The organism is Blautia sp. MSK.20.85, assembly GCF_013317245.1.
In the GTDB taxonomy this organism is placed as follows: domain Bacteria; phylum Bacillota; class Clostridia; order Lachnospirales; family Lachnospiraceae; genus Blautia_A.
Genome location: NZ_JAAIUN010000039.1, coordinates 1 through 21,774 on the forward strand (window position 1 = coordinate 1; position 21,774 = coordinate 21,774).

The 21,774-nt window shown below is 38.3% G+C and carries 27 protein-coding genes; all 27 read right to left on the reverse strand.

What is annotated here, in order from left to right; genetic code table 11:
• Positions 1 to 71: 71 nt before the first annotated feature.
• Positions 72 to 593: a GNAT family N-acetyltransferase gene (locus G5B12_RS15195; RefSeq protein WP_003864592.1), complete on the reverse strand. Its 522-nt coding sequence runs from the start codon at positions 591 to 593 to the stop codon at positions 72 to 74.
• A 346-nt stretch (positions 594 to 939) separates the two neighbouring features.
• Positions 940 to 1,122 carry a helix-turn-helix domain-containing protein gene (locus G5B12_RS15200; protein ID WP_174088728.1) on the reverse strand — a complete coding sequence of 61 codons (183 nt, stop codon included), beginning with the start codon at positions 1,120 to 1,122 and terminating at the stop codon, positions 940 to 942.
• A gap of 146 nt (positions 1,123 to 1,268) precedes the next feature.
• The gene (locus G5B12_RS15205) at positions 1,269 to 1,679 is read right to left on the reverse strand and encodes a single-stranded DNA-binding protein (RefSeq protein WP_003864594.1); all 411 of its coding nucleotides are present in this window, start codon (positions 1,677 to 1,679) and stop codon (positions 1,269 to 1,271) included.
• Between the two features lie 23 nt (positions 1,680 to 1,702).
• A complete protein-coding gene (locus G5B12_RS15210; RefSeq protein ID WP_015543455.1) occupies positions 1,703 to 2,002 on the reverse strand; it encodes a hypothetical protein in 300 nt (99 codons plus the stop codon).
• 696 nt (positions 2,003 to 2,698) lie between these two features.
• Complete coding sequence (locus tag G5B12_RS15215) at positions 2,699 to 3,553, reverse strand: substrate-binding domain-containing protein (RefSeq protein WP_015543454.1); 855 nt, start codon at positions 3,551 to 3,553, stop codon at positions 2,699 to 2,701.
• Position 3,554: 1 nt separating this feature from the next.
• On the reverse strand, positions 3,555 to 5,273 hold the full coding sequence (locus G5B12_RS15220) for a Na/Pi cotransporter family protein (protein WP_003864599.1): 1,719 nt from the start codon (positions 5,271 to 5,273) through the stop codon (positions 3,555 to 3,557).
• 172 nt (positions 5,274 to 5,445) lie between these two features.
• The gene (locus tag G5B12_RS15225; protein WP_173719112.1) at positions 5,446 to 6,228 is read right to left on the reverse strand and encodes an EAL domain-containing protein; all 783 of its coding nucleotides are present in this window, start codon (positions 6,226 to 6,228) and stop codon (positions 5,446 to 5,448) included.
• Between the two features lie 258 nt (positions 6,229 to 6,486).
• Positions 6,487 to 6,768: a hypothetical protein gene (locus tag G5B12_RS15230; protein ID WP_003864601.1), complete on the reverse strand. Its 282-nt coding sequence runs from the start codon at positions 6,766 to 6,768 to the stop codon at positions 6,487 to 6,489.
• 14 nt (positions 6,769 to 6,782) lie between these two features.
• Positions 6,783 to 7,130, reverse strand: coding sequence for a TnpV protein (locus G5B12_RS15235; RefSeq protein ID WP_015543451.1), 348 nt, complete (start codon positions 7,128 to 7,130; stop codon positions 6,783 to 6,785).
• A gap of 73 nt (positions 7,131 to 7,203) precedes the next feature.
• Positions 7,204 to 7,365 (reverse strand): Maff2 family mobile element protein, encoded by a 162-nt coding sequence (locus G5B12_RS15240; RefSeq protein WP_055066063.1) that lies wholly within the window; start codon positions 7,363 to 7,365, stop codon positions 7,204 to 7,206.
• 241 nt (positions 7,366 to 7,606) lie between these two features.
• The gene (locus G5B12_RS15245; protein WP_242872568.1) at positions 7,607 to 9,466 is read right to left on the reverse strand and encodes a VirD4-like conjugal transfer protein, CD1115 family; all 1,860 of its coding nucleotides are present in this window, start codon (positions 9,464 to 9,466) and stop codon (positions 7,607 to 7,609) included.
• 119 nt (positions 9,467 to 9,585) lie between these two features.
• On the reverse strand, positions 9,586 to 10,068 hold the full coding sequence (locus tag G5B12_RS15250) for a PcfB family protein (protein WP_059085509.1): 483 nt from the start codon (positions 10,066 to 10,068) through the stop codon (positions 9,586 to 9,588).
• A 124-nt stretch (positions 10,069 to 10,192) separates the two neighbouring features.
• The gene (locus G5B12_RS15255) at positions 10,193 to 10,999 is read right to left on the reverse strand and encodes a hypothetical protein (protein ID WP_005426603.1); all 807 of its coding nucleotides are present in this window, start codon (positions 10,997 to 10,999) and stop codon (positions 10,193 to 10,195) included.
• Entirely contained in the window at positions 10,996 to 11,301 is a 306-nt protein-coding gene (locus G5B12_RS15260; protein WP_227094345.1) for a helix-turn-helix domain-containing protein, read from the reverse strand. The genes G5B12_RS15255 and G5B12_RS15260 overlap by 4 nt, the downstream gene beginning before the upstream one ends.
• Positions 11,279 to 11,473 (reverse strand): hypothetical protein, encoded by a 195-nt coding sequence (locus G5B12_RS15265; RefSeq protein WP_005426607.1) that lies wholly within the window; start codon positions 11,471 to 11,473, stop codon positions 11,279 to 11,281. The genes G5B12_RS15260 and G5B12_RS15265 overlap by 23 nt, the downstream gene beginning before the upstream one ends.
• 59 nt (positions 11,474 to 11,532) lie before the next feature.
• On the reverse strand, positions 11,533 to 11,820 hold the full coding sequence (locus G5B12_RS15270; RefSeq protein ID WP_015541255.1) for a DUF6809 family protein: 288 nt from the start codon (positions 11,818 to 11,820) through the stop codon (positions 11,533 to 11,535).
• Positions 11,786 to 12,172 carry a DUF6050 family protein gene (locus G5B12_RS15275; protein WP_005426609.1) on the reverse strand — a complete coding sequence of 129 codons (387 nt, stop codon included), beginning with the start codon at positions 12,170 to 12,172 and terminating at the stop codon, positions 11,786 to 11,788. The genes G5B12_RS15270 and G5B12_RS15275 overlap by 35 nt, the downstream gene beginning before the upstream one ends.
• Positions 12,169 to 13,248, reverse strand: coding sequence for a DUF6017 domain-containing protein (locus tag G5B12_RS15280; protein WP_044925930.1), 1,080 nt, complete (start codon positions 13,246 to 13,248; stop codon positions 12,169 to 12,171). Before G5B12_RS15280 ends, G5B12_RS15275 begins: the two co-directional genes overlap by 4 nt.
• A 22-nt stretch (positions 13,249 to 13,270) precedes the next feature.
• Positions 13,271 to 14,158, reverse strand: a complete 888-nt coding sequence (locus G5B12_RS15285; RefSeq protein ID WP_174088730.1) for a ParB/RepB/Spo0J family partition protein — start codon at positions 14,156 to 14,158, stop codon at positions 13,271 to 13,273.
• Positions 14,151 to 14,927, reverse strand: coding sequence for a ParA family protein (locus G5B12_RS15290; protein WP_005426615.1), 777 nt, complete (start codon positions 14,925 to 14,927; stop codon positions 14,151 to 14,153). The genes G5B12_RS15285 and G5B12_RS15290 overlap by 8 nt, the downstream gene beginning before the upstream one ends.
• 23 nt (positions 14,928 to 14,950) lie before the next feature.
• Positions 14,951 to 15,127, reverse strand: coding sequence for a hypothetical protein (locus tag G5B12_RS15295; RefSeq protein ID WP_005426617.1), 177 nt, complete (start codon positions 15,125 to 15,127; stop codon positions 14,951 to 14,953).
• Entirely contained in the window at positions 15,127 to 15,585 is a 459-nt protein-coding gene (locus tag G5B12_RS15300; RefSeq protein WP_015541251.1) for a DUF6075 family protein, read from the reverse strand. The genes G5B12_RS15295 and G5B12_RS15300 overlap by 1 nt, the downstream gene beginning before the upstream one ends.
• A 245-nt stretch (positions 15,586 to 15,830) precedes the next feature.
• On the reverse strand, positions 15,831 to 16,151 hold the full coding sequence (locus G5B12_RS15305) for a nucleotide pyrophosphohydrolase (protein ID WP_021976872.1): 321 nt from the start codon (positions 16,149 to 16,151) through the stop codon (positions 15,831 to 15,833).
• Positions 16,152 to 16,167: 16 nt separating this feature from the next.
• Complete coding sequence (locus G5B12_RS15310; RefSeq protein WP_021976871.1) at positions 16,168 to 17,919, reverse strand: DUF2075 domain-containing protein; 1,752 nt, start codon at positions 17,917 to 17,919, stop codon at positions 16,168 to 16,170.
• 525 nt (positions 17,920 to 18,444) lie between these two features.
• A complete protein-coding gene (locus G5B12_RS15315; protein ID WP_021976870.1) occupies positions 18,445 to 19,791 on the reverse strand; it encodes a DGQHR domain-containing protein in 1,347 nt (448 codons plus the stop codon).
• A 196-nt stretch (positions 19,792 to 19,987) separates the two neighbouring features.
• Positions 19,988 to 20,782: a hypothetical protein gene (locus G5B12_RS15320; RefSeq protein WP_021976869.1), complete on the reverse strand. Its 795-nt coding sequence runs from the start codon at positions 20,780 to 20,782 to the stop codon at positions 19,988 to 19,990.
• A 42-nt stretch (positions 20,783 to 20,824) separates the two neighbouring features.
• A complete protein-coding gene (locus G5B12_RS15325) occupies positions 20,825 to 21,742 on the reverse strand; it encodes a helix-turn-helix domain-containing protein (RefSeq protein ID WP_174088732.1) in 918 nt (305 codons plus the stop codon).
• Positions 21,743 to 21,774 lie beyond the last annotated feature (32 nt).

The following is a 21,774-nucleotide window of genomic DNA, read 5'->3' on the forward strand; positions in this document are numbered from 1 at the left end:
CCTTGGATAAACCGGAATCCCACCGGCTTGACTACACACCCTTAGCTGGGCGCACAACTGGAATTTACGAACTACAATATCTTTTCGAGAAAAAGATGGTTTTTGTGTGCAATTACATCTCCAACTTTTTTAGAAGCACTAGCAATTATTTCAAATCCATTTTTTTGATACAAAGATAGCGCAGGAATATTTTGACTTCCTGTATCCAAACGTAGTGCCCTGCAACTATTTTTTTGTGCTAATTCTGTAGCGAATTTTATTAGTGATGATGCAATTCCTTTACCAGACATACTCGGACGTACCATTAAAAGGTGAATTACCATTACCTCATCTTCAGATAATTTTTCTTTCCAAGGAATAGTTGCATATTCTATTGGTTGAACTTTATCAATAATGATACTTCCAACAATTGTTCCGTTTTCTTCATATACAAACAAAGCACCAGCATAAATAGCCCGTTCTGCATCATCTTTCGTTGGATAAACCCCTTTCTTAAATACAGTAAAGGCTGTATGATTCAGTTCATACTGGAAATGCTCATTGTAAGTATCTTCAATCGAATTAACATCTTTTAGTATTGCTTTTCTAATCATAAAATCTCTCCACAAATTTTGATTTCACACTTTCTTTCCCCTTATATGTCTATATCTGAAATATTCAGTCACAAACTTTATCAGGGATAGGCATCTGTGCCGCAAGGGGATCTTCCCCTTGTACGAAATCTCTGATTTCGCTGTATTTCCCGGTTTGAGATTTCTTGAAATCGGGAACAGCACCGCAGGTCGCACGATACAGGCAGATGGAATTGCCTGTATAGAAGTGCGCTCTTAGCGTTGCTAAGAGATTTATGCCGTATCCGGCGTGTTATCTTTTTTCAATTTCTTTTTTCGACTTCTGAAGCATTCTTCCAGTTTTAATAATTTGACATGTCTGCTCTTGTTACTCATCAACGGTGCAGTCCAGCTTCTTGCAGATCTTCTCAATCGTCTCCATTGATACATACTGGTTTTTTCCCATCCTGGCAAGAATATTTCCACTGATCCCGGTGAGGTACTGCATCTCTATCCGCTTCATATTTTTATCTATGAGCATTTTCCATAATCTGTTATAACTTACGCCCATAAGCAACCTCCATATTTTTCATCTGAACATATTTTGATTATATCACGATTTCGTTAGGTTGAATACCTGTAATTTTTGATGTCTTCTGTAAAATGGAAAAGAGGATGCCCCGACAAAGGGCAACCTCTCCAACCATTTACTTCGGTTTAGTCGAATGGAACCTCACCTTCCGGTGCTTCCATAAATCCGTCCTTATCTGTTTTCGGTGTTTCCGATGAATCAGCTCCAACACCATTATCCTTGTTCTGGGCAAATTCATGTTCTTCCACGATCACATCTGTAGTATAAATTGTTTTCCCGTCCTTGTCCTTATAATTGCCAGTGCTGATACGACCGCCAATCACAATCCTCATTCCCTTGTGAAGATATTTCTGTGCAAACTCTGCACTCTTTCCGAATGTGACACAGGAAATAAAATCCGCTTCCTGTTCACCGTCACGTTTATATCTTCTGTTTACCGCCAGTGTATATCTTGCTACTGCCATATCATTATCTTTTCCGGCATATTTGATCTCCGGATTCTTTGTCAGTCTTCCCATTAAAACCACTTTATTCATAATCGTTACTGTCCTTTCCGCAGCTACGCTGCCATTGCATATTCTTCATCATCTGTTTCATCGTCCGGCATAAACATTGCACATGCTTCCGGTGGATTGGTATCATCCGGTGAAAATATTTTCCGGATCATTTCATACATGATCGGATACCGATATGCGATTTCTTCTCTTGCAAGGAATCTGCATACCCTGTAAAGATTCTTTTTCATTTCTTCATCTGTTGTAAGCATGGCAACCAGATGGATTCTCTCCCTTGTATAAATCAGATTCGGGCATCCAAACCAGTTAATCAACTGCATTTCTTTCATTTTCAGTTCTGTCATAAACTGCTCCTTTCCGGGCATTTTGCCCTGTAAACATTGTCATCAGTTTCATTCGTCCGGCGGTCTGGCGTGCGTTTCCCTGTCACCTGCAGCCGTCTCAGACTGCCTCTGCCTGCATCAGCAGGTCACTGACCATAAGGCTTCGGTCAGCCGCCCATCATCGGGAGTGTCATTATAATTTCGCTCGCTCTCAGAAAAAGAAAGGTCATGGCATAACTCCTGTTAGGCTTCCAGGGTGCACTTATCGGTTGTCAAGGTTCATCGAAGGAACATTCCAAAACGTCCTCTGATTACTAGAGTCAAATGACTTCGCAAGATGCAAAAGATTCGTGATATTTTTTTGCATTTTTATCATTTTTTCTTTTACTTTTGTTAGTCCCTTCACATACTCTGTACTGAGACAGGCAAAAGCGGACATCTTTGGGGTAAAATTTTTAAAATAATTGTTCCTCTACCTATAAAGCCTGGGAAGCGGTATTTACCAACCCCCTTTTGCAAGTTTTTTTCGCATAAATGAAATATTCCCTCACTAATAGCAAGTTTCAGAGGGCATTTGGACGGTACTTTTGCAGAAAAAATTATTTTTCCACTAATCACACGTGGGAATTTGAAGAATGTCAGATAATTTTGAAAAAATCCAAAAAAGAAGCACCGACCGTTATAGTCAGTGCTTGTAAGATATTATATTCGTTTTTCTCAGGAAAGATCATCCCAGTTTTTATATGTTCCATTGTACAGACCTGTAAGTTGTTTTATTGTAAGATTTTCCAGTGGATTTTCTTCATTTATCACAATAGCTATAGCATCTTTTCCAATGACTTTTGTTTCCAGAAGCTCTGCTTCATAATCCTTTAATTCTCTGGATGACATTGCGAAATCACACTCTCCACTTATCACCGCCGTAATCCCTCTTGAAGAATCTGTTGCTTTTACTTCTATTTCAGCATTTGGATTTTGTTTCTGATAGTCATCTGCCAGTGCTTTTACCATTGGTTCCATTGAAGTGGATCCTTCAATCAGAATCTTTCCTTCTGACTTGTCAGAAAGGAATGTTGTTGTACTGTCAGCCTGAATACAATATTGTTTCACAATATCCTGTCCTTTACTCTTTACATAAGTCAGGAAATCCTGTTCCACATCTGTCAGTTCTCCATTATAAGCCAGATAATAATCCCTGCAAAGAGGATAACTGTTATTGTCTATTGTTTTCTCAGAAGGAAGAACTCCGTTGATTTGAAGTATTTTTCCATTCGTATCTGTTGCGGAACTATATGCGACATAACCAACTGCGTTTTTATCTTCTTCCACCTTTTTCAGAACTTTCTCTGTAGAATCAACAACTATTCCTGTATCACTCTCAGGCAGTTTCAAAAGATTCTCAAATTCTGCTCTGGTTCCTGACCCTTCTTCTCGTGATACAGCTGTGACAGCTCCCATAGCAGACAGATCCGGCAATGGCTCTTCCTCGGTTCCACATGCTGTTATTCCCGTTGCCAGCATTATCATTATCAGCAGAAGTGCAGATTTTCGGATGTTTTTTTTCTTTACCATTTTATACTGCACCTCTTTCCATCATTGATTTTCCCGTCTCTTCATCAAGGTTTATAAAAGCCACATTATCACAGGCTTCTTCTGCAATGCTGACACAATTATCTGCCATACGGTCAAAATTATACATGATCCCAGAAAAATATCTTGTCATAGACGCATCACAAACCTCATTTTTTACACGGTTTAAATGTGCCTTACTGTATTTTTTCTCTGCTTTATGCATTTTTTTCTTATTTTCAAAAACTGTTTCAGCCACTACAGCATCACCCTTACGGATTGCCTCCATTGCTTTCTTTAAAAGCTGCTGGATAATATCAATGCAGTCTTCCATTTCTGAGGAGGCTTCACTGGTCAGTCTTTTTCCATTGTTATTTACTTTTTCACATATCTGGTCAATATCTTCACATCTGTCTGCAATCCTCTGAATACTATTGTTTACATACAGTAACCCTGCCGTCTGCTCAGACTGTTGTTCTGTAAGGTTTCCGCTTGCGAATAATCTGGTAATATATTCTGTCACACTGTCCTGTAACTGATGTACAATCTCCAGATTTTCTATAAACGAACCATGAGTTTTTGAGTCTCCATCTGCTACAATCGCCGTTTTTAAATCACTTAACAGAGATTCTGCCAGTTCTCCAAGTCGGTTCAGTTCCTTAGATACCAGAACCATAGCAGCCGCCGGCTGTTCAATCACTTTCATATCCAGATATTTGGGTTCAAAAGCTGCTTTCTCTGTTTTGTCATTTCCACGGATGATTGTTGTAACAATTTTTACCATCAGCGGAATCAGTGGCAGCCAGACCAGTGTACAGACGATATTAAACGTTGTATGTGCATTTGCAATCTGTCTTGAAATCACATCAATCTCATTTCCCTTTGGTGAAATAAACTGGACAAATTTTGCAAACCACGGAACCAGGAAAATAAAAACGCAGCTTCCACTGATATTAAAAATACTATGCGCAATTGCTGTACGTTTTGCATTTTTAGATTGTCCAATTGATGCAAGAAGTGCTGTGATCGTTGTACCTATATTATCTCCAAGAAGAATCGGAATCGCACCGGTAAGCCCTATTACACTGCTTACTCCGTCCGGTCCTGCCTGTGATGCAAAATTCTGCAGAACTGCAATCGTAGCTGAACTACTCTGCACAACCAATGTCATGACCGCTCCCAGTACAACACCAAGAACCGGAATGGATGAAACTTTTCCCATCAGATCAACAAAGACCGGACTTCCCGCCAAAGGTTTCATGACTTCACCCATGATTTCAATTCCTTCAAATAAAAGTCCGAATGAAAAAATTACCATACCGATATTTTTAACCTTTTCTTTTTTGCTAACAAAGTTCAGAATAAATCCAACAAAGATAATTGGATAAATATAATTGCTGATTTTAAATGCCATCAGCTGTGCCGTCATAGTGGTTCCTATGTTGGCACCAAAGATAACAGAAATTGCCTGCGGAAGACTCATAAGTCCCGCACTGACAAAACCGATAACCATAACTGTCGTCGCTGAACTGCTCTGCAATACAGCTGTTACAAGTGCTCCGGCAAGTGCTCCCATAATTGGATTTCTTGTAAGAAATCCAAGGATTTTTTTCATTCGTTCTCCTGCGGCTTTCTGAAGTGCATCACTCATGCTGTTCATTCCATAAAGGAACAAGGCAAGGCCACCGATCAGACCAAAAACCACTTTCACATTCTCGTTCATTTCTCTTTCCTCTCCTGTTATTATATAAGATCTACATTTTCCTATACAATTATAGAAGACAGAAATCAAATCTATGTGAGTGCTTGTGTAAAATAGGTGTAAAAATCAATGGAAATCTTTATAATGTTATAATTGACTTATTCATTTTTCACCTGCTGACATATAGTTTTCATTACGATTTATTATTCAGTCTACGTAATACCAACATCGCCTCATTCCTTACATTTTTGAACGTTCTGTCCGGTCTTCCAAGAAAATATCCTTGTCCGTAATGAACACCTAATCTACACAGACACTCCAACTCTGCTTCTGTTTCTATCCCTTCTGCAATCAGAATTGCTCCTGTCTCATTACAGTAATGCAACAGAAATTCCATCATAATTTCCTTTTTCTTATGTTTTTGAATATCTCTGACCAGTTCTATATCAACTTTTAAGTAGTTTGGCGATGTATTTACTACACGGTTCAGACCAGAATATCCAGCTCCAACATCATCCAAAGCTATTTCATATCCCTGATCTGCATAATGCTTCATAATCTGTTGCAGAATCTGATAGTTTTCTATATCCGACCGTTCCGTTATTTCAAATACAATGTCACAGGACGGTACTCCGGTTTTCGCAGCCTTACGGTTTGTAAATCCCTGTATGAACGATTTATCCTGAATGATATTACCATCTACATTAAGAAATAATTTTGCATGTTCTGGTTTATTCGCCGCTGCCTTCAATGCTTTATTTCTGCACAATTTTTCCAATTTCCAAACACAGCCTACCTGTTCAGCAATCACAAACAAATCTGAAATCATAAGAGTCGTATCATGCCTGTCGATACGACTAAGAGCTTCATATCCTGCCACATCTCCAGTCTGTAAATTTACAATCGGCTGAAATACCGGATATATAGCCTTTCTTTCTAATATTTTATAAAATTCATCTGCATTTTTTACTTTCATTATTTCTTCTCTGCCTCTGTGAATACATTTTCTGTAACCCTATCAACCCACTATATGATATCATCACTTTTTCATCCTTCAATCAGATTTAAGTAAAATCATAGTAAATTTTCACCATTGTTCAGCCAGACCAATTCTTATATAACACAAAGCAAATACGTACTACCACCTGTTTTTTATTATGAAAACTATATTAAATGAGGCTCTTACTGTCTATACAATAAAAGCCTCGTTATATATAGTCTATGTTCTGATTATTCAGATCTTACTGTCTTTTTCACACACCAGTCTTTCATAATCCAGAAATCCCCGGATATACATTTCTTTTGCCACAATTCCCTCCATTGCATTTTTCGCTGAAATAATCCTGTCCAGTGTCTGCCACATCTCCTGTCCGCCATCTCTGAGGACCGGTTCCAGTATTTCTATGTAATGATGAATTTCTGCTTCCAGAGTGAACATCTCCGGGTCAGATTCAAGAAATCTTTCCAGCTCCCGCTGGTATTCTTCATAATAACTTTCAATCAGTTCTCTTCTCATATCTAGAATCCCCCTTATACATAAATCAGTTCCTGCTTGATGATCTCAGCAGCCCGGTTGCGGATATTGTTACAGTGGCATAGCCATTCCATAGGATTCTGTCTCTTCAGTTCCTCGGAAACTCCCTCCGCACTTCGCATCTGAGTTTCGATCAATTCAAAGCGTTCCTGTGCCTGTTCATTCAGATCTGCCAAATAACTGTCCAGCCTGGCGGTCAGAAGAAGATATGTATAAGTTCCAGATTTATGTTCTTTCAGATATTCCTTCCGAAGCATTCCCCATAAGCCAATCGGTCTGGTTTCCTCCGGGTAGTAAAGATTCGGTAAATAATAGTCTCCCACTTTTGTGTATTCGATTTTCATGGTGTCTCCTTTCGCTTTGCATGAAATTGTCATGTTATCTGCGTAGGATGTGCATTTTCTCTTTAAAATCTTTTCACATAGAAGACATTAAGTGTTTTATTCCTTGTGACTTTGCACCCGGATTGTCCGTTCCATATCCTTCCAGCAGATTGATCACTCCCCAGGCTGCAAGTCCGGCTCCGATTGCACAAACCAATGTTTTTAAGGTCGTAATTGCCGTTGTAAAAAATGCCATAAGTGTACCTTTGGAAAACTTACATTTTCCAGTCCTTTCTTAGATTTTTTCCAGAAAGGGAAGAAAACACTATATAAACCCTGCCTTTTGTGCTACACTAAGCATAGGATTTTCTACTTGGAAAATTCCTCACACGTACAGTCGGTATATTCATTTTCGTCGATGGATACCGACTGTTCCTTTTTTCCAAATTATTCATGATTTCCTCCCATGATCCACTTCCCGACAATTTGTCGAGAAGTTACATCTGATACAGTTCCACTTCATCCTCTGGTTTCAGTATCAGATTAGTACTCAGATATTTTTCAATATCAAAGGTATTCTTTTTGTCATAATCGGACAGATATTTGTAGTTTTTATGTTTGCAAATATCGTATTTATTTGAGAAAAATGGTCTGACACCTCTCACCTGCAGAATACATTTTCCTCCGTCCATAACTGCTATTTCATCCTGGCTCATCAACTCCTTTCCTGTTTTCTGGTAATTCATTCCATAAGACCGCTGACTGCCTCTCGTATCCGATGTGTTATAAAGATCTATGGTTTCTTTTCCCAGGATCTCCGCTATTTCCTTTAATGTCGTTTTTTCCTTTCCACCCAGGAATAAGGTCGTATCACAATTCCCTTCGATGGTATCGGCATTATCCTTATAAATTGCCTTAAGCTGAGACTTTGACTGCAAAATAATAGAAGCTGAGATTTCCCGGCTTCTAATCGTAGCAATCAATTTTTCGAATTTTGGAATTTGTCCGATGTTCGCAAACTCGTCCAGGAGACACCTCACATGAATTGGAAGTCTACCTCCATATACATCATCAGCTCTGTCACAGAGCAGATTAAAAAGCTGTGTGTACATAATAGAAACAATAAAATTAAAGGTATCATCGGTATCTGAAATAATAACAAACAATGCAGTTTTCCTGTCACCAACCAGATCCAATTCCAGCTCGTCATAACTCATAAGCTCCCGCAGTTCCGCAATATCAAAGGGTGCGAGTCTTGCACCACAACTGATCAGAATAGATTTTGCTGTCTTACCGGCAGCCAGTTTGTATTTTTTGTACTGCCTTACTGCAAAATGGTTCGGGTCTTTCTGCTCCAGTTCATCAAACATCAGATCTACTGGATTCTTGAAATTCTCATCATCTTCCCTGGCTTCTGACACATTGATCATTTCCAACAGAGTATTAAAATTCTTTTCTTCTTCCCTGCCTTCATACCAGATATAACCAATCAGGGCACAATAATAGAGTTTTTCCGCCTTTACCCAAAAATCCTCACCTGATTGCTGCCCTTCACCTTTGGTATTAGCAATAATGGTTGTTACCAGTTTTAAAATATCTTTTTCACTGCGGATATATACAAATGGATTATAGTGCATGGATTTTTTGAAGTTAATTGTATTCAAAACTTTGATTTTATACGGTTCGTATATAACTTTTCCCTCTTTGTTCCGCACGATTTTTCCATTCTCATCCGTCATCGGACTGCCTTTTGCCAGCATACTGCCAACCTCCAGAAGCACAGTTCCCTTTGGATCAGTAATCACATAGGAGCTGTGCATCTGCATAATGTTAGGCTTTACAAAAAATCTGGTTTTTCCAGAACCAGAACCGCCAATTACCAGAATGTTTTTATTCCTGGCGTATTTCGGATTCTTTGGTCTGCTTGACATAGTAAGACTCTCTGTTTCTGTGAGAATAATATTATTTTCAAATTCAGGATCCGCATATGGTCGTATATCTTTTTCTGTTCCCCATCTGGCAGAACCGTACTCCACACCCAGCCGATATTTCCTGGCATTTTTCGTGCGGTAAATAATAACAAATTTTACAACCACGCCTCCTGCGATTCCCCAAAACAGATCCATATAATTCAAACTTGGCCAGAGATTCCGAAACGCCAGTTCAAAATAAGTAATAGTGTTCATAAATTTATCCCAGGAAGTTGCTCCGGTGTTTACCCGATACAGCCAGGCAATCTTATTGAAAAAATAAGCAAACATCAGATAGGGGAAATTAGCTAAAAACAGCTTTTTCTGATCTGTCCTCTTCAATTCACTTGCCTTATCCGTGATCAGATTTTTCACATCCGCAAGCATTTTTCCTGGGATACTCTCTGAAGAAAAAACAGCTTTTCCAAATATTTTTCTCTTTTTCGGAGAACCTCTGATATGCTGAACTTTTCCTCTTTTCTTCTTATGCTGCTGTTTTTTCTCCGTCATAAACTCTGCCCTCTGTCTTTCTGCTGTTCTCTTGCTCGTTCTCTGTTCTTTCCTTTAGACACAGCATCCTTAAAGTGCATAAGTTTTTTCATAATAGATGGTTTATCCTTTTTGTTCATCTGTACACCCAAATATTTCTTAAATGCCAGATTCATCATTTCTGTATCCTGTCCTTTAAAGAACACATAGTAGGTCGGTGGCTTGGTCGAACTGTCTTTTTTCAAGGCAAAATCTAAGCGGTATTTTTTCGCCACACGTTCAAAAGACTTGATATTTCCATCTGTGATCTCAATATTAGATAAACCAGAACCCTGGCTTTTCAATTCTTTGTATGACTGTTTTCCAACCTTATAAGAATTCTTTCCCTTTTGCTTCTGTCCTGACAGATACTTCCGCAGCATATTTTTTAACACGTCGGCAGTCACTCTTGCAGTTTTAACCGACAATGCGATTGTTTTCTGAGTAACTTCTTCCTGCAATTTGCACGCCTCCTTTCGACTCTGATCCGCAAATTACGGTGGTACTAACAGATGGGGGAGATATATTTTCATTGGAATTTGACTCCTTTCCACTTCCCGACAAATTGTCGAGAAGTCATGGGGTTTAATTTTTCACTGTCTGCTTCAATAAATAAATTGTGCTGAACTGCACATATAACTTTTCTTCTTCCCAATCCATCTGATCCATCAGCAGGCATTGGAATAATACATCTACATCCTGCAATTTATAAATCCTGTTGCACGTTTCTGACAAACCTTTTAATTCCGGAATCTCTTGCATCGCATTTCGTCTGTGCATAAGACATTGCAAGTATAATGCTTCAAGATGTTTCTGGCTGAAAATAAGTGCTGTCGTATCCTGTTCATTGACTGTACATTTACGTTTTTCTAACTCTTCTTGGGAAATGTCCAGAAAACACCGGATATTTTCGACATATACATCACCATCAAATGTTGGATGCTTTTTCTTAATCCATCGTTTTGCCGCTACCTCCATATTCTTTCTGTCTCGATCAGATCTGGCACTACGGAAATTCAGCCTTTTGCCCATTTCTGCATAGATATTACTTTTCACCTGCCGCTCTGCCAAAGCTGCGTATTCTTCATTGCGAAAAAAATAATCTAAAAGTTGGTTCATCTTAGCCTGACTATCTACCAAATGATAACATTCCTCGGAAAACCCCAAACCTGCAAATGCAACTGGCGCACTTCCTTTTTTGATTTCTTTTTCAATTACTCTTAAAATGTCTCTCTGTGATTCCATTTCTCGGTTTCCTCTCTCTTCTTCATTTTTCTGATTCTTTTCACAAATCATCAATAAATTTTCATCTGCTCTTTTCGCTGTCAGTGTCAGTGAATAACAAACAAAGATCAGCAACAGTGATACCAATGCACTTCCAACACCAATCATAAAAACTTTTCCCCCACCAATACATGAAGCAATCCGTCCCATTTAAAAAACGGACTGATTTTTTTCAGCATAGCAATCAAGTCCGCTTCATTTTCTATTTCAATATCCAAAAATTCTATTACACTAATTTCAAGTCCATCCGCAATTTTCTTTAATTGTTCTACTTTCGGCTTTCGTATGCCTATTTCATACTTCCGAATTGTATTCACATTAATTCCTGTTCGTTCTGCAAGCAGCTCCTGCGATAGCCCTCTCTGTTTCCGAAAATAACGAATCTTTTCATTTATCTCCATGTCTTTCATCTGTTGAACTTCTCGACAATTTGTCGGGAAGTTGTTCCCTTTCCCAGTTTTCTTTTCCTTCATATCCATACATAGATATTTCCTCATCCAATAGCCTTGCAACCATAAAGCAACAAGACAGCAAAAACAAAAGCACTATTCCTGCCATAATAATAATTATCAAATCAATCACATCTCATCCTCCTATGTAAGCGGTACAGAAAAAGCAGCCTTGACAGACTGCTTTTTCAATCACCATATTCTATTTTTGTTCTCATGTAAAAAGGCTTCCGAAATTGTGCGAATCCCAAACGCTAATCCATCTATGTAAGCGTCTCTCTGTTCTGTTTGTTTAAGATTTAAAGTATATTCCTTGTAATCCTCAAACATTGCCTGCAGATCCGGACTCATTAGACTTATCATTTCCTTTTCTAATGTTTCACACAGTTCCTTTGTCTCTTCATAACTTTTACTTTGTGTCTCACATTGATTCATTGGATAAATGCTATAATACAATTTTTCCAGTTGCTTTTCGCTCATTTTTGATCACCATTTCTTTCAGTCTTTTTATGATCCATATAATTCCAGAAATGCCGTTTTTTAGCAAAATGCCTGCTACAGCTAATAATCTCCAGGCAAGAACCCCTATTCCAATCAAACTTCCTACCATCAGTTTAAGTACCACCAAACCAAGCATTTCCCCTGTCCCCACATTTCTTGGAACGACCAGCAAAAACATTTTCTGGATTCCGAAAGGTATTCCCACAAAAAGCAATAATTTTCTCCAGTCTAATATTTCACCATTCATGCACATAGGGTGAACAATTAAGCAGATAATCATAGCTATTGCACCAGGAATTATCAATTTTGTTATAATTTCTTTTCCTCTCATATGCCACCTCCGTACATATCATGATTTACTTTTGCCTGGTAATAATTGCCTATTGTCGTTATTGAATTCATAAGACAGGTAAGCAAGTACGCTTTTATGTTCTTTACTTCCCTGGTATTCTCATGCAGACAATCAAGTACATACTCTATGTGGCTTTCTTCCAGCAACAATAATCTGCTTTTTACGAACTGATATGGGTATTTCACTCCACTGATCGTAATATTCTCCCGTTCTATGCTGATTGTTTCCACAATTAGTGCCACAATTTCATCCAACTGTTGCTGTTCCCCTAGTCTGCATCGTTGTACAAGACAGTCATATTCAATATTTCTTTTTACAAGTGCAGTATTCATCTGGAATAACTCCATCTCTTCCATCAAATCCATTGACTGCTGTTCGGAAGAATCTGAAAGATTGATAAGATCAGTATTACTTCTGTCAGTATTACTAATATCAGTATAATTATAATTAGTATTATTAGGGTCGGTTTTTCCGACTTCTGTAGTTCTGATTTTTCGACCACGATAAGTCGTATTTTCCGACCTCTTGAAGTCGGTTTTTCCGACCCCTTGAAGTCGATTTTTCCGACCACGATAAGTCGATTTTTCCGACTCCGATAAGTCGACTTCTTCGACCTCTCGATTTTGTTGAATACTCTCTTCGGATTCATCATTGTTTTTAACATCTTTTGATGTCCTTAAAATAAAGTTCTTTACATAAATAATATCCGGTTTACCAAATCCTTGTTTGACTCTTTCAATTAATCCGATTCCCTTTTTGGTATCCAGTTCTGCAAGCGTTTTCATTGCTTTATCTCTTCCACAATTCATATACTGAATAACCTGTTCAACAGTAAAAATAATATAAACCTTACCCTCTTCATCAAACCACTGATGTCTGATAGATAAAGCCATTCTGTCCAGCATCAGCCCATAAAGAACCTTTGCATCGCTGGACAGATTACGGAAATATTCATCTGTGAATAATACTTTGGGAATACGGTAAAAAGCAAACTGTTCCGATTCATAATCGTGAAAATAACCAAACTCTATTTTTGTGCTTTCGGATTTTGCCATTTTGCTTTCCCTCCTTCCCTCGTTATTGGCTTTTCTTCCAGTTATCAAGCAGTTCATAGATAACCTGTTCAATCTGTTCTCTGTTATATTCCTTTGGGAAATACTTTCGTATTTTCTTTTCAGTTAAAGTAACTTTTCCTGTCTCTGTTTTCTTTTCATTCAGAATAAGCTGTACCGCTAATTCTGTCAGATTACCTTCATCGCTGTATTGCTTCAGTTTTGTTGCCATTGAACCTGTAACAGAGCTTGCTCCAGACACTATGCAGTCTTTCACCCAAATCTGCTCCATTTCTGATAAATAGGTTAATGAAACACCTACTGTAAAATTAATCTTTCCTTCATCCAACAATTTCAGCAATTCCGGAATAAGACAGGTCAAGCGTATGTAACGCTGAACGGTTCTTCCACTGTCACCGGCAGCCTGTCCAACCAGATCTGCACTGTCAACAGAAGCTGCGTTTTCGTCTTTTATGCCCTGATGTTTTACTGCATCCATCTTCATTTTATAAGCATATGCCTTTTCGCTTGGAAGCAAATTTTCTCTCTGTATATTAGAATCCACCATAACGATTACGGCTTCATCATCGGTATAGTTCCGTATGAGTACTGGCATTTTACTTTTTCCAGCCAGTTCGCAACCACGTTTTCTCCTGTGACCAGCAATCAGTTCATATCCTCCCTCTGCGCGAGGACGTACCAATGCAGGATTTAAGATGCCATAATTCTTAATACTTTCTACTGTTTCAGCCATTTTTTCATCATCATTTACATGAAATGGATGATTTCTAAAAGGATGTAACTCATTTAATGGCACTTCAACAATCTGATTAAGAGTATTCTGTTCGGCTTCATTGATTCCAAGCAATTCATCATAAGAAGTAAGCTGAATTTCTTTCTTAGGTTTACGCATGATTCAGCACCTCCTGGACAAGTGCTTGATAACTGTACGCACCTTTTCCTTTTGCATCGTAAGAAAAAATACTGACACCTTCTGATGCAGTTTCGGCAAGAGCTTCTGTTCTTGGAATTGTCTGATCAAAAATTATAATCTCTGCTCCATAAGCATCTCGTACTGCCTGCTTATTTCTCTTTGAATTATTATAATGACTGCTGTCCATTGTAAACAGAATCCCTTCAATCTGTAAATCAGGATTAAATCTCTGATGAATGCCTTTCACAACTTTCAGTAATTCCATGAGGCCATCTGCCGCATAGTATTGAGGCTGCACCGGAATCAAAACGCTATCAGCTGCACTTAACGCATTAATTGTCATCATTCCCAACGAGGGCATACAATCAATCAGGATATAGTCATAATCATTTTCCAAAAGTTCCAGATATTCTTTTAAGACTTTTTCTCTGTCCTCTACCGTAAATAATGACATGTCCATTCCCGAAAGAAGTTTATTAGATGGAATTACATCTATTCCTTCCTCATGGTGTAAAATTGCTTCCCTGGGATCAAATTCTAATCCCATAATGATATTTTCCATCATTGTTTTCAATGTTACCCTTAAGTTCTTTGGAAAACCAAGTCCCATTGTCAAATGTCCCTGTGGATCAGCATCTATCAGCATTACACGTTTTCCAACCTTAGACAGTCCTACTCCAAGATTAATAGTGGTTGTAGTCTTTGCTACTCCACCTTTTTGATTTGCGATTGCGATTATTTTGCACATGATATAATTCTCCTGTTTTTCTACTATTTTTTATTTACATTACTTTTTTCAATTTCAGCATAAGCTCTATAATATTTGCTCGTCCCTTTATTGGAATAAAGTTCCGATAATTCCATAACTTCAATTTTAGGATGACGCTGCAGGATTTTCTGAAACCATGCAATATCATTTTTTGTTCCCATCAGTCTCACTTTCAGCATTAATCTATTCCTCCAAGCATGGCATGTAACTTTTGATTGTACACTACATATTCCGGATAACGGATCTGTACTGCCTGCCAAAAATATGGTGCATATGCACAGCAGAAGATATCCTCTACTGTATACTGTCTGCACTCGTTTACCTGTTCCTCTGCATCTTCATAATCCCAAACGCTTGGCGTGCTGTTACAGTACAGATTAAATGCCATCCTCACTACTTTTAAGCTACCGCTTGTCTGCCATCCTTCATGTAAACATTTCGTTTTAACAGACCCCGTTTTAAAATTATAAATTCTGTCAGCATTTTTTCTGGTATCTCCATTAATACCCAGACAATAACACAATGCCTTATGGTACACATCCTGATACCGTACTTCTTGTAATTTTTCATAGTAGAATTTTTCATGTGCATCACTGATAAAAATAATGTTTTCTGCTCCTAACGCTGTACTTTTCATTTTGAACCTCCTTGAAATAAAAAAGGACCTTACCAATTGTTCTACCAATTAATAAGGTCATACTATATGTTACTTTTCACAATTCGTGCTAGGGATTCCTCTTTAGTAAAAACTTAGTAAAACATCCCTACTGGTTCAAAAATATACTGTAAAATCAAGGTTTTTCAGAATTTTGCTAAGGTAGTGCCGTGGCACACGAATAAAACTTTTATCATGTTCTTATAACTCCTCTTCCTTCTCTACTGTTACAGCTGATCGTACTTGACCGCGCTCCCTTTTGCCTTTTCTACCGGATACTTTGCTTCATTCTGCGACATCTTCATATTTATAATCTCATCCACATCCAGTTCCAGCTTATCTAACAGATTCTGACTATAAACCAAAACATCCGCCAACTCCTCCTTGACATGCTGCAGATCATATTCTTCATCAGACCACTGGAAGCACTCCAATAACTCTGCCGCCTCAATTACGATAGATTTTGCAAGGTTTGCTGGCGAATGAAACTGCTCCCAGTCTCTGTCCTCTGTAAATTTTCTGATTCTATCTATTGTTTCCTGCTTCATAATTAAACTTACTCCTTTATTTTGCTGCTTCTAATAACGCTTTCTGAAGTTCTGGATCACAGGCATAAATATACATTCCATTAACTCCTCGTGTCATTAAGACTCTCACTTCATGCTGAATTAGTATTTCACCAAATTTCTGTTTTGTTCCATCAGATAATGTTCTATTTCGAATTGCCTTCTCATTACAACTTTCCAAAGGATCAAATATTACCTTTCCATTACGATATTTCACAGATGGTCCAAGAATAACTCCGGCATAATTAAGATCAAATCCTTGAATTGTAAATGTTGAACCAACTTCATTTATCGTTTGCGGTTGTTCAGCCCACGCTAATCCTTTAATAGCTCTTTTTTCTTTTCTTGTAAGTTCAGACTCCAACTCCCTATTCCAAGGCTTATGCCATTTTCCAATCAGTACTTCCCAATACCTCATAAGCCTGTCCTCTGGTCTATGATTTGAGCTATATTCCCAATCATAAGTTGCAATCACCCTTGACAACATCGAATCACTTTCTTTTGCTTTTTTCTGAATCTCCACATCAAGCAATTCAGGCTTATCAAATACCTTGATGTCATATCCTCCAAATGTATCTGGAATTTTCTTTAAGCATCTCTCTTTTGTAAAGGAATCTATCCAATCCATTGTTGCAAAATCTACCTGCATACGAAGTTGCTTATATAATGCGATATGATTATTTTCCGCTTTTGCTTGGTTTCTGTACTTCTCAAGAATCTGAGATTCCCAAAACTGCTCTGTTGTGAGAATCTGATTTTCATCAAACATTACTACCGTCACACGAGCTCTATCTATAATGTCTCTCAACTGATTTTCACCTCGATATGACTGTTTGCCTTGTGTAAGAAGCAAATGCGCTTCATCAACAAATGCCACATCGATAGGATCATTTTCTGAATGATTATTGATAAAAGTCGTGGGTTTACTAACAACCTTCCCGTATTTTTCTGTCAGCCCAAGCTTCTCTGCTATTTGCTCATATACTATAATCTGTTCATCATGATTAACCAACAACTGGCATTTTAATTCTTTATTACTCTCCTCTGCCTGACAATATAATTCATAAAATGTACTACTAGTTAAAACAGTCTTTCCCGTTCCAGCTTCACCATCAATAAAAATCAGTTGCTTCGTTTCTTCTTTTTCAAGTGCCTCAGAAACTTTTTGGATAATAAGTTCCCTTGCCTCTTCCTGTTCTTTAGTTAGTTTATGAAGTGGTGACGCTTTATATATTGCTGAATCTTTTATTGCGCTTTCTGTCGGAAATAAATCTTTATTTTCTTTTCTGAGTCCTCTCCAAATTTTGCTGAATATTTCATCAAATTCTTCCATAGGGTAATAACTCGTTTGCGGATTATCTCTTAAATTATATACATGTTTCACACGCTCTACACTCATCATATAATGCATTAAGCGATTCTCTATGTCGAGCGTTAACGATTTATTGAAATGTTCATGACCTATAATAAAAAGACTTGCATTTTTTTTCAACAATTTGCTCTGCCATCCTGGCTGATTTAAAGCAGCATCATAATGCTGTCGTGTTCTCTTAAAAATATTATTTGTCTCCCCAACATATACCTCAAATGCTCCAGAATCCTGCCAATTATGAATATAAACTGTAGGAAAATCCATTATAATAGCCTGCGTTTTCTCATCCTCTGCAGGCAATGATACTGTCTCAAAAAAGTCCAATGCCTCTCGACTATCTCTAATTTGTTTAATAATTGGTTTTGCCACACTACACATTCTCGTTAGCCTCTCTTGGGTTATATATCTTTAAGTATATTCCATATTTCTTCATATTACAAATAAAATATTTCATCATATCCTTATACAGATGTATTCCATCTTTGATGTCCGCTGATACAGCCTTGACTATACTGTAGCGTTTACCATCACTCTGTATTATGAATATTCTTCATCAAAATAAAAATGGCGAAGTGCTTGTCTTAACACTCCGCCGAATGCCTAACCAATTTGAGCAAAAATGCTTGGTTGGGACTGTTTTATTATTTTATGCCAACCTACTGCATTTATACACTTAAATGTCCTTTCCAATCCGCCGGAAGATTCATTGCTTTGAGACTGACTACAGCACTATTATTTTGAATCAGCGTATCATTTTCCGGTGTCGTATGTATTGTGCAATTATAAGTTCTGGAATTATGAGCACAAATATTGCGCAATACTGAAACGCCCTGTATCCGAAAAGCAAGTCTGTATATAATTTTTTACCAATACGAAAAAATACCTCTCACAACCTGCGCCCAATCAGTGATCCACTCTGCTTATGATCAGCTGCTCCACTATTTTTTTCAGGATATTGATTCCCTTTCCACTGGAATGTGAACCGTAGATGCTGCTTTCCCAGTTAAATGGAACTGCATTTTCGCCATCAAGCTCAACCTCGACTGGTACCATATTTCCACTGTCATCTTTTGTAAAAAATACTTTTTGAAGGATAGATACAAATGCATCTTTATCCGGCAGTCGGTTTACTCCGGAAATGTCCACAGCGTTCAAAGTAAGCTGATTGCAGATTGAAAAAATGATATCAAAGCCCATAGTTTTTGTCAGTACATAGTTCTTGTTATCCCATGCTTCCGGGAAAACTTCTTTATAAGCTGTAAGATAATCATTCAAAAATGTATAAATGTTGTTGTCCGTGCCCTTACATTTCCAGGAAGATGGATTCTTCATGGCAACCTTCCACCAGTCTGTGATCAGCTTTACCATTTTTGCATTGTTCAGGAATGTAGCCGGAGCTCCCTTTGGTAATCTTCCGTCACATACCTTGATCCGATCTTTCAGTACACTGTCATTTTCACTGTTCATCTTTTCCATGACACGTGCTGCCAGATCTTCTTCTTCATCCAGATCCAGGCTCATCTGACGGATCGCCATCACGTGGATAGCCGAAGGTTTCTGCTGTTTATTGTTGATACCTCCAAAAATTCCAGCCATGTCTTTTCGGCTTCTCCCAATATAAATACTGGTTGGAAATTCATACTGATATTTCTGATAAACCTCATCATTATCTTGGATTTCTCTCTCTTCCATTACTTCTTTTATCTTCTTTGCCGCATTATATGCACCTTCATTTCTATGATGTCCGTCAATCATATATCCGATAGTCGCAGCTTCCGGATCTATCAGAAAACCTTCTTCATTTGTCTCAGCTTCCGGACTGTTTAAATATTCATAAATCTGGTCCAGATGGATCACCAGACATTTAATTTCATTCATTCCTGCTACATCCTGAAGCTCATAAAAGTTGCACTGTTCTTTCAGCATGATCGTAACGGAATTCGGTGTATCGTACCGACTGCTTTTAAGATGTCCCTGTTCAATATCATCTACATTTTTCTGTTTTAATGCTCTCTGGATTCCGTCCAGATGTTCATAATTTCGAGGAAGCCTTTCTATGCATGTATTCAGAAAAGCAACGTTTGTTTTTGTTGTATACAAGCAGGAATTTGGTCCCTGATCTACATTTATTATGTAAATTTTCAGATTATTTCTCTTCTCTTCCGGAGCTTCTGGATTTCTCATCATCATTTCCAGCATGTATAAAAGTTCTGTTTTCTTTCTTGCCTGCGTAAACTCTGTTTTCTCCATTATATTATTCCTCCTTGAGGTTTTGATCATTGAGATGCGCACCTCATTTATTCATAGTTTTATGATATTACTATTTTTGTATTTTGTCAATTATATTTTTATAAAGTTTGGGTTTTCTGAGGTTTGCACCTCATCCTAAAAAAATGGAGTATGCTTGATCACATACTCCACCAGTCACATTCCAACTTTTTATTTTTTATCCCACATCAAACCCAAATTCCACCCATCCATTTCCCCACTCTCCACGGATCAGGTAGATCATATCTTTCTGTACATCTTTTACTATATAATTTCCATCTTTTTCTTCTACTTCCGCTTCTGCTCCTGCGCCTGGATCGCTTTCTCCGGAAAGTTCTGCCGGAAATGCGGTTGTTATTACTTTTTCTGGTTTTGTGTCGAAATACAGTTCCATATCTGTAGTCCCGTCCACATTCATAACCGGGAGGTCTGGCCACTGAGTGACTGCTGCACTGTCTGCCGTTTTATTCTGTTCAACCCCATCTTTATCTGCATAGCTCCAGCTGTATCCTCCGCGCGTGGCTGCTGCGCTGACTTCACCATAAGATGCACGGTATCCTATGTTCAGATACGGCAGTTCCCCGGGATCTTTTTCCGGCCAGAATTCATCGAGAATGTCCTGATACTGGTCGGCATCGGATGCTTTTCCTTCTTTGACAACTTTGATCTTTGTTACACCTGGATACTGGCCAGGATAGGATTCCAACATGATCTCGTCGCCGTAGATTGCTACGATATCGCCCCGGTTCAGGTCTTCCTCGGAGATTTTTTTTCCGTTTTTATCCTGGATATTATCGGGCATTGTCACGGTAAAAACATTTCCTGTTCCCTCTCCTACCATCAGGTGACCGTCTTCTCCCGCCGGGATATACATGGCTTCTATAGGCTTCGCTGATGAAGATTCCTGACATCCCACAAGCATACTTCCCGCCGCGATCACAATCGCTGTTAAACAACATTTCCATTTTTTCATAATTACGCACTCCTCTTTGCAGCTGATCTTTATCGCTGTTATTTACCATCCTTTAAATACTGAAATCTGATATGCTCCAATGTTTTCCGGATCTTCCAGCGCTTTCTTTCTCCATGAATTCGGGGAAAGTCCGGTGATCTTTTTAAAATTCCGCATAAAGGTAGATAAAACCGTGTATCCGACCTGCTCGGATACACTCTCCACTGAACAGTTTCCTTTCATCAGAAGTTCACAGGCTTTATTGATCCGCACCAGATTCAGATATTCAAGGGGTGTTGTATTGGTATGTTCCAGAAAGATCCTCCTCATATGCGTTTCACTTAACTCACAGCATTTGGCAAGATCCTTCGCCATAATATTTTCCATATAGTGCAGTTCCATATAATTTATCAGTTTCCGAATATAATCCATTGTATCCGAGAGCGGGGTTTCTTCCATTTTTTCCTGCCCCAGCCGGTCAAAAAACAGCAAAAGGTTCAGTGCAAGAGCCGGAATCGCATACTTGTAATTTGGCCTTTTACACTGTTCTTCCTCTATGATCATCTGCATCAGTTCTGCCGCTCTTTTATTGTTTTTTTGATCCAGCGCAAAAACTTTCTGCTCCAGGTTCTTTTTTAATTTTACGTACTTTTCCGGCACATCTGCAAAACATTTTTTCAAAATAGTATCGGAATCAACAAACAGATATTCCCACTTCTGCTTCTCATCTGCCTTTTTCTGCTCCGGACATGTCCTGTGCGGAATGTTATGAGGAATGAATGTAATGGTGCCGGCATCATAAGTAAGTTCTCGATCCGCGAGCTGCACCGTTCCCTTTCCATAATGGCAATAACCGATCTCCAGATAATTATGAAAATGCATATTGTCTGTCCCGTAAATAGTTTCCCACTTTTCCCCGGTAAGCACCAGAACAGGAATATCCCGAGAAATTTCATAATAACGATATTCTGCTTTCTGCATTTATTGTCTCCATATTCTGTAAAAATTCTCTT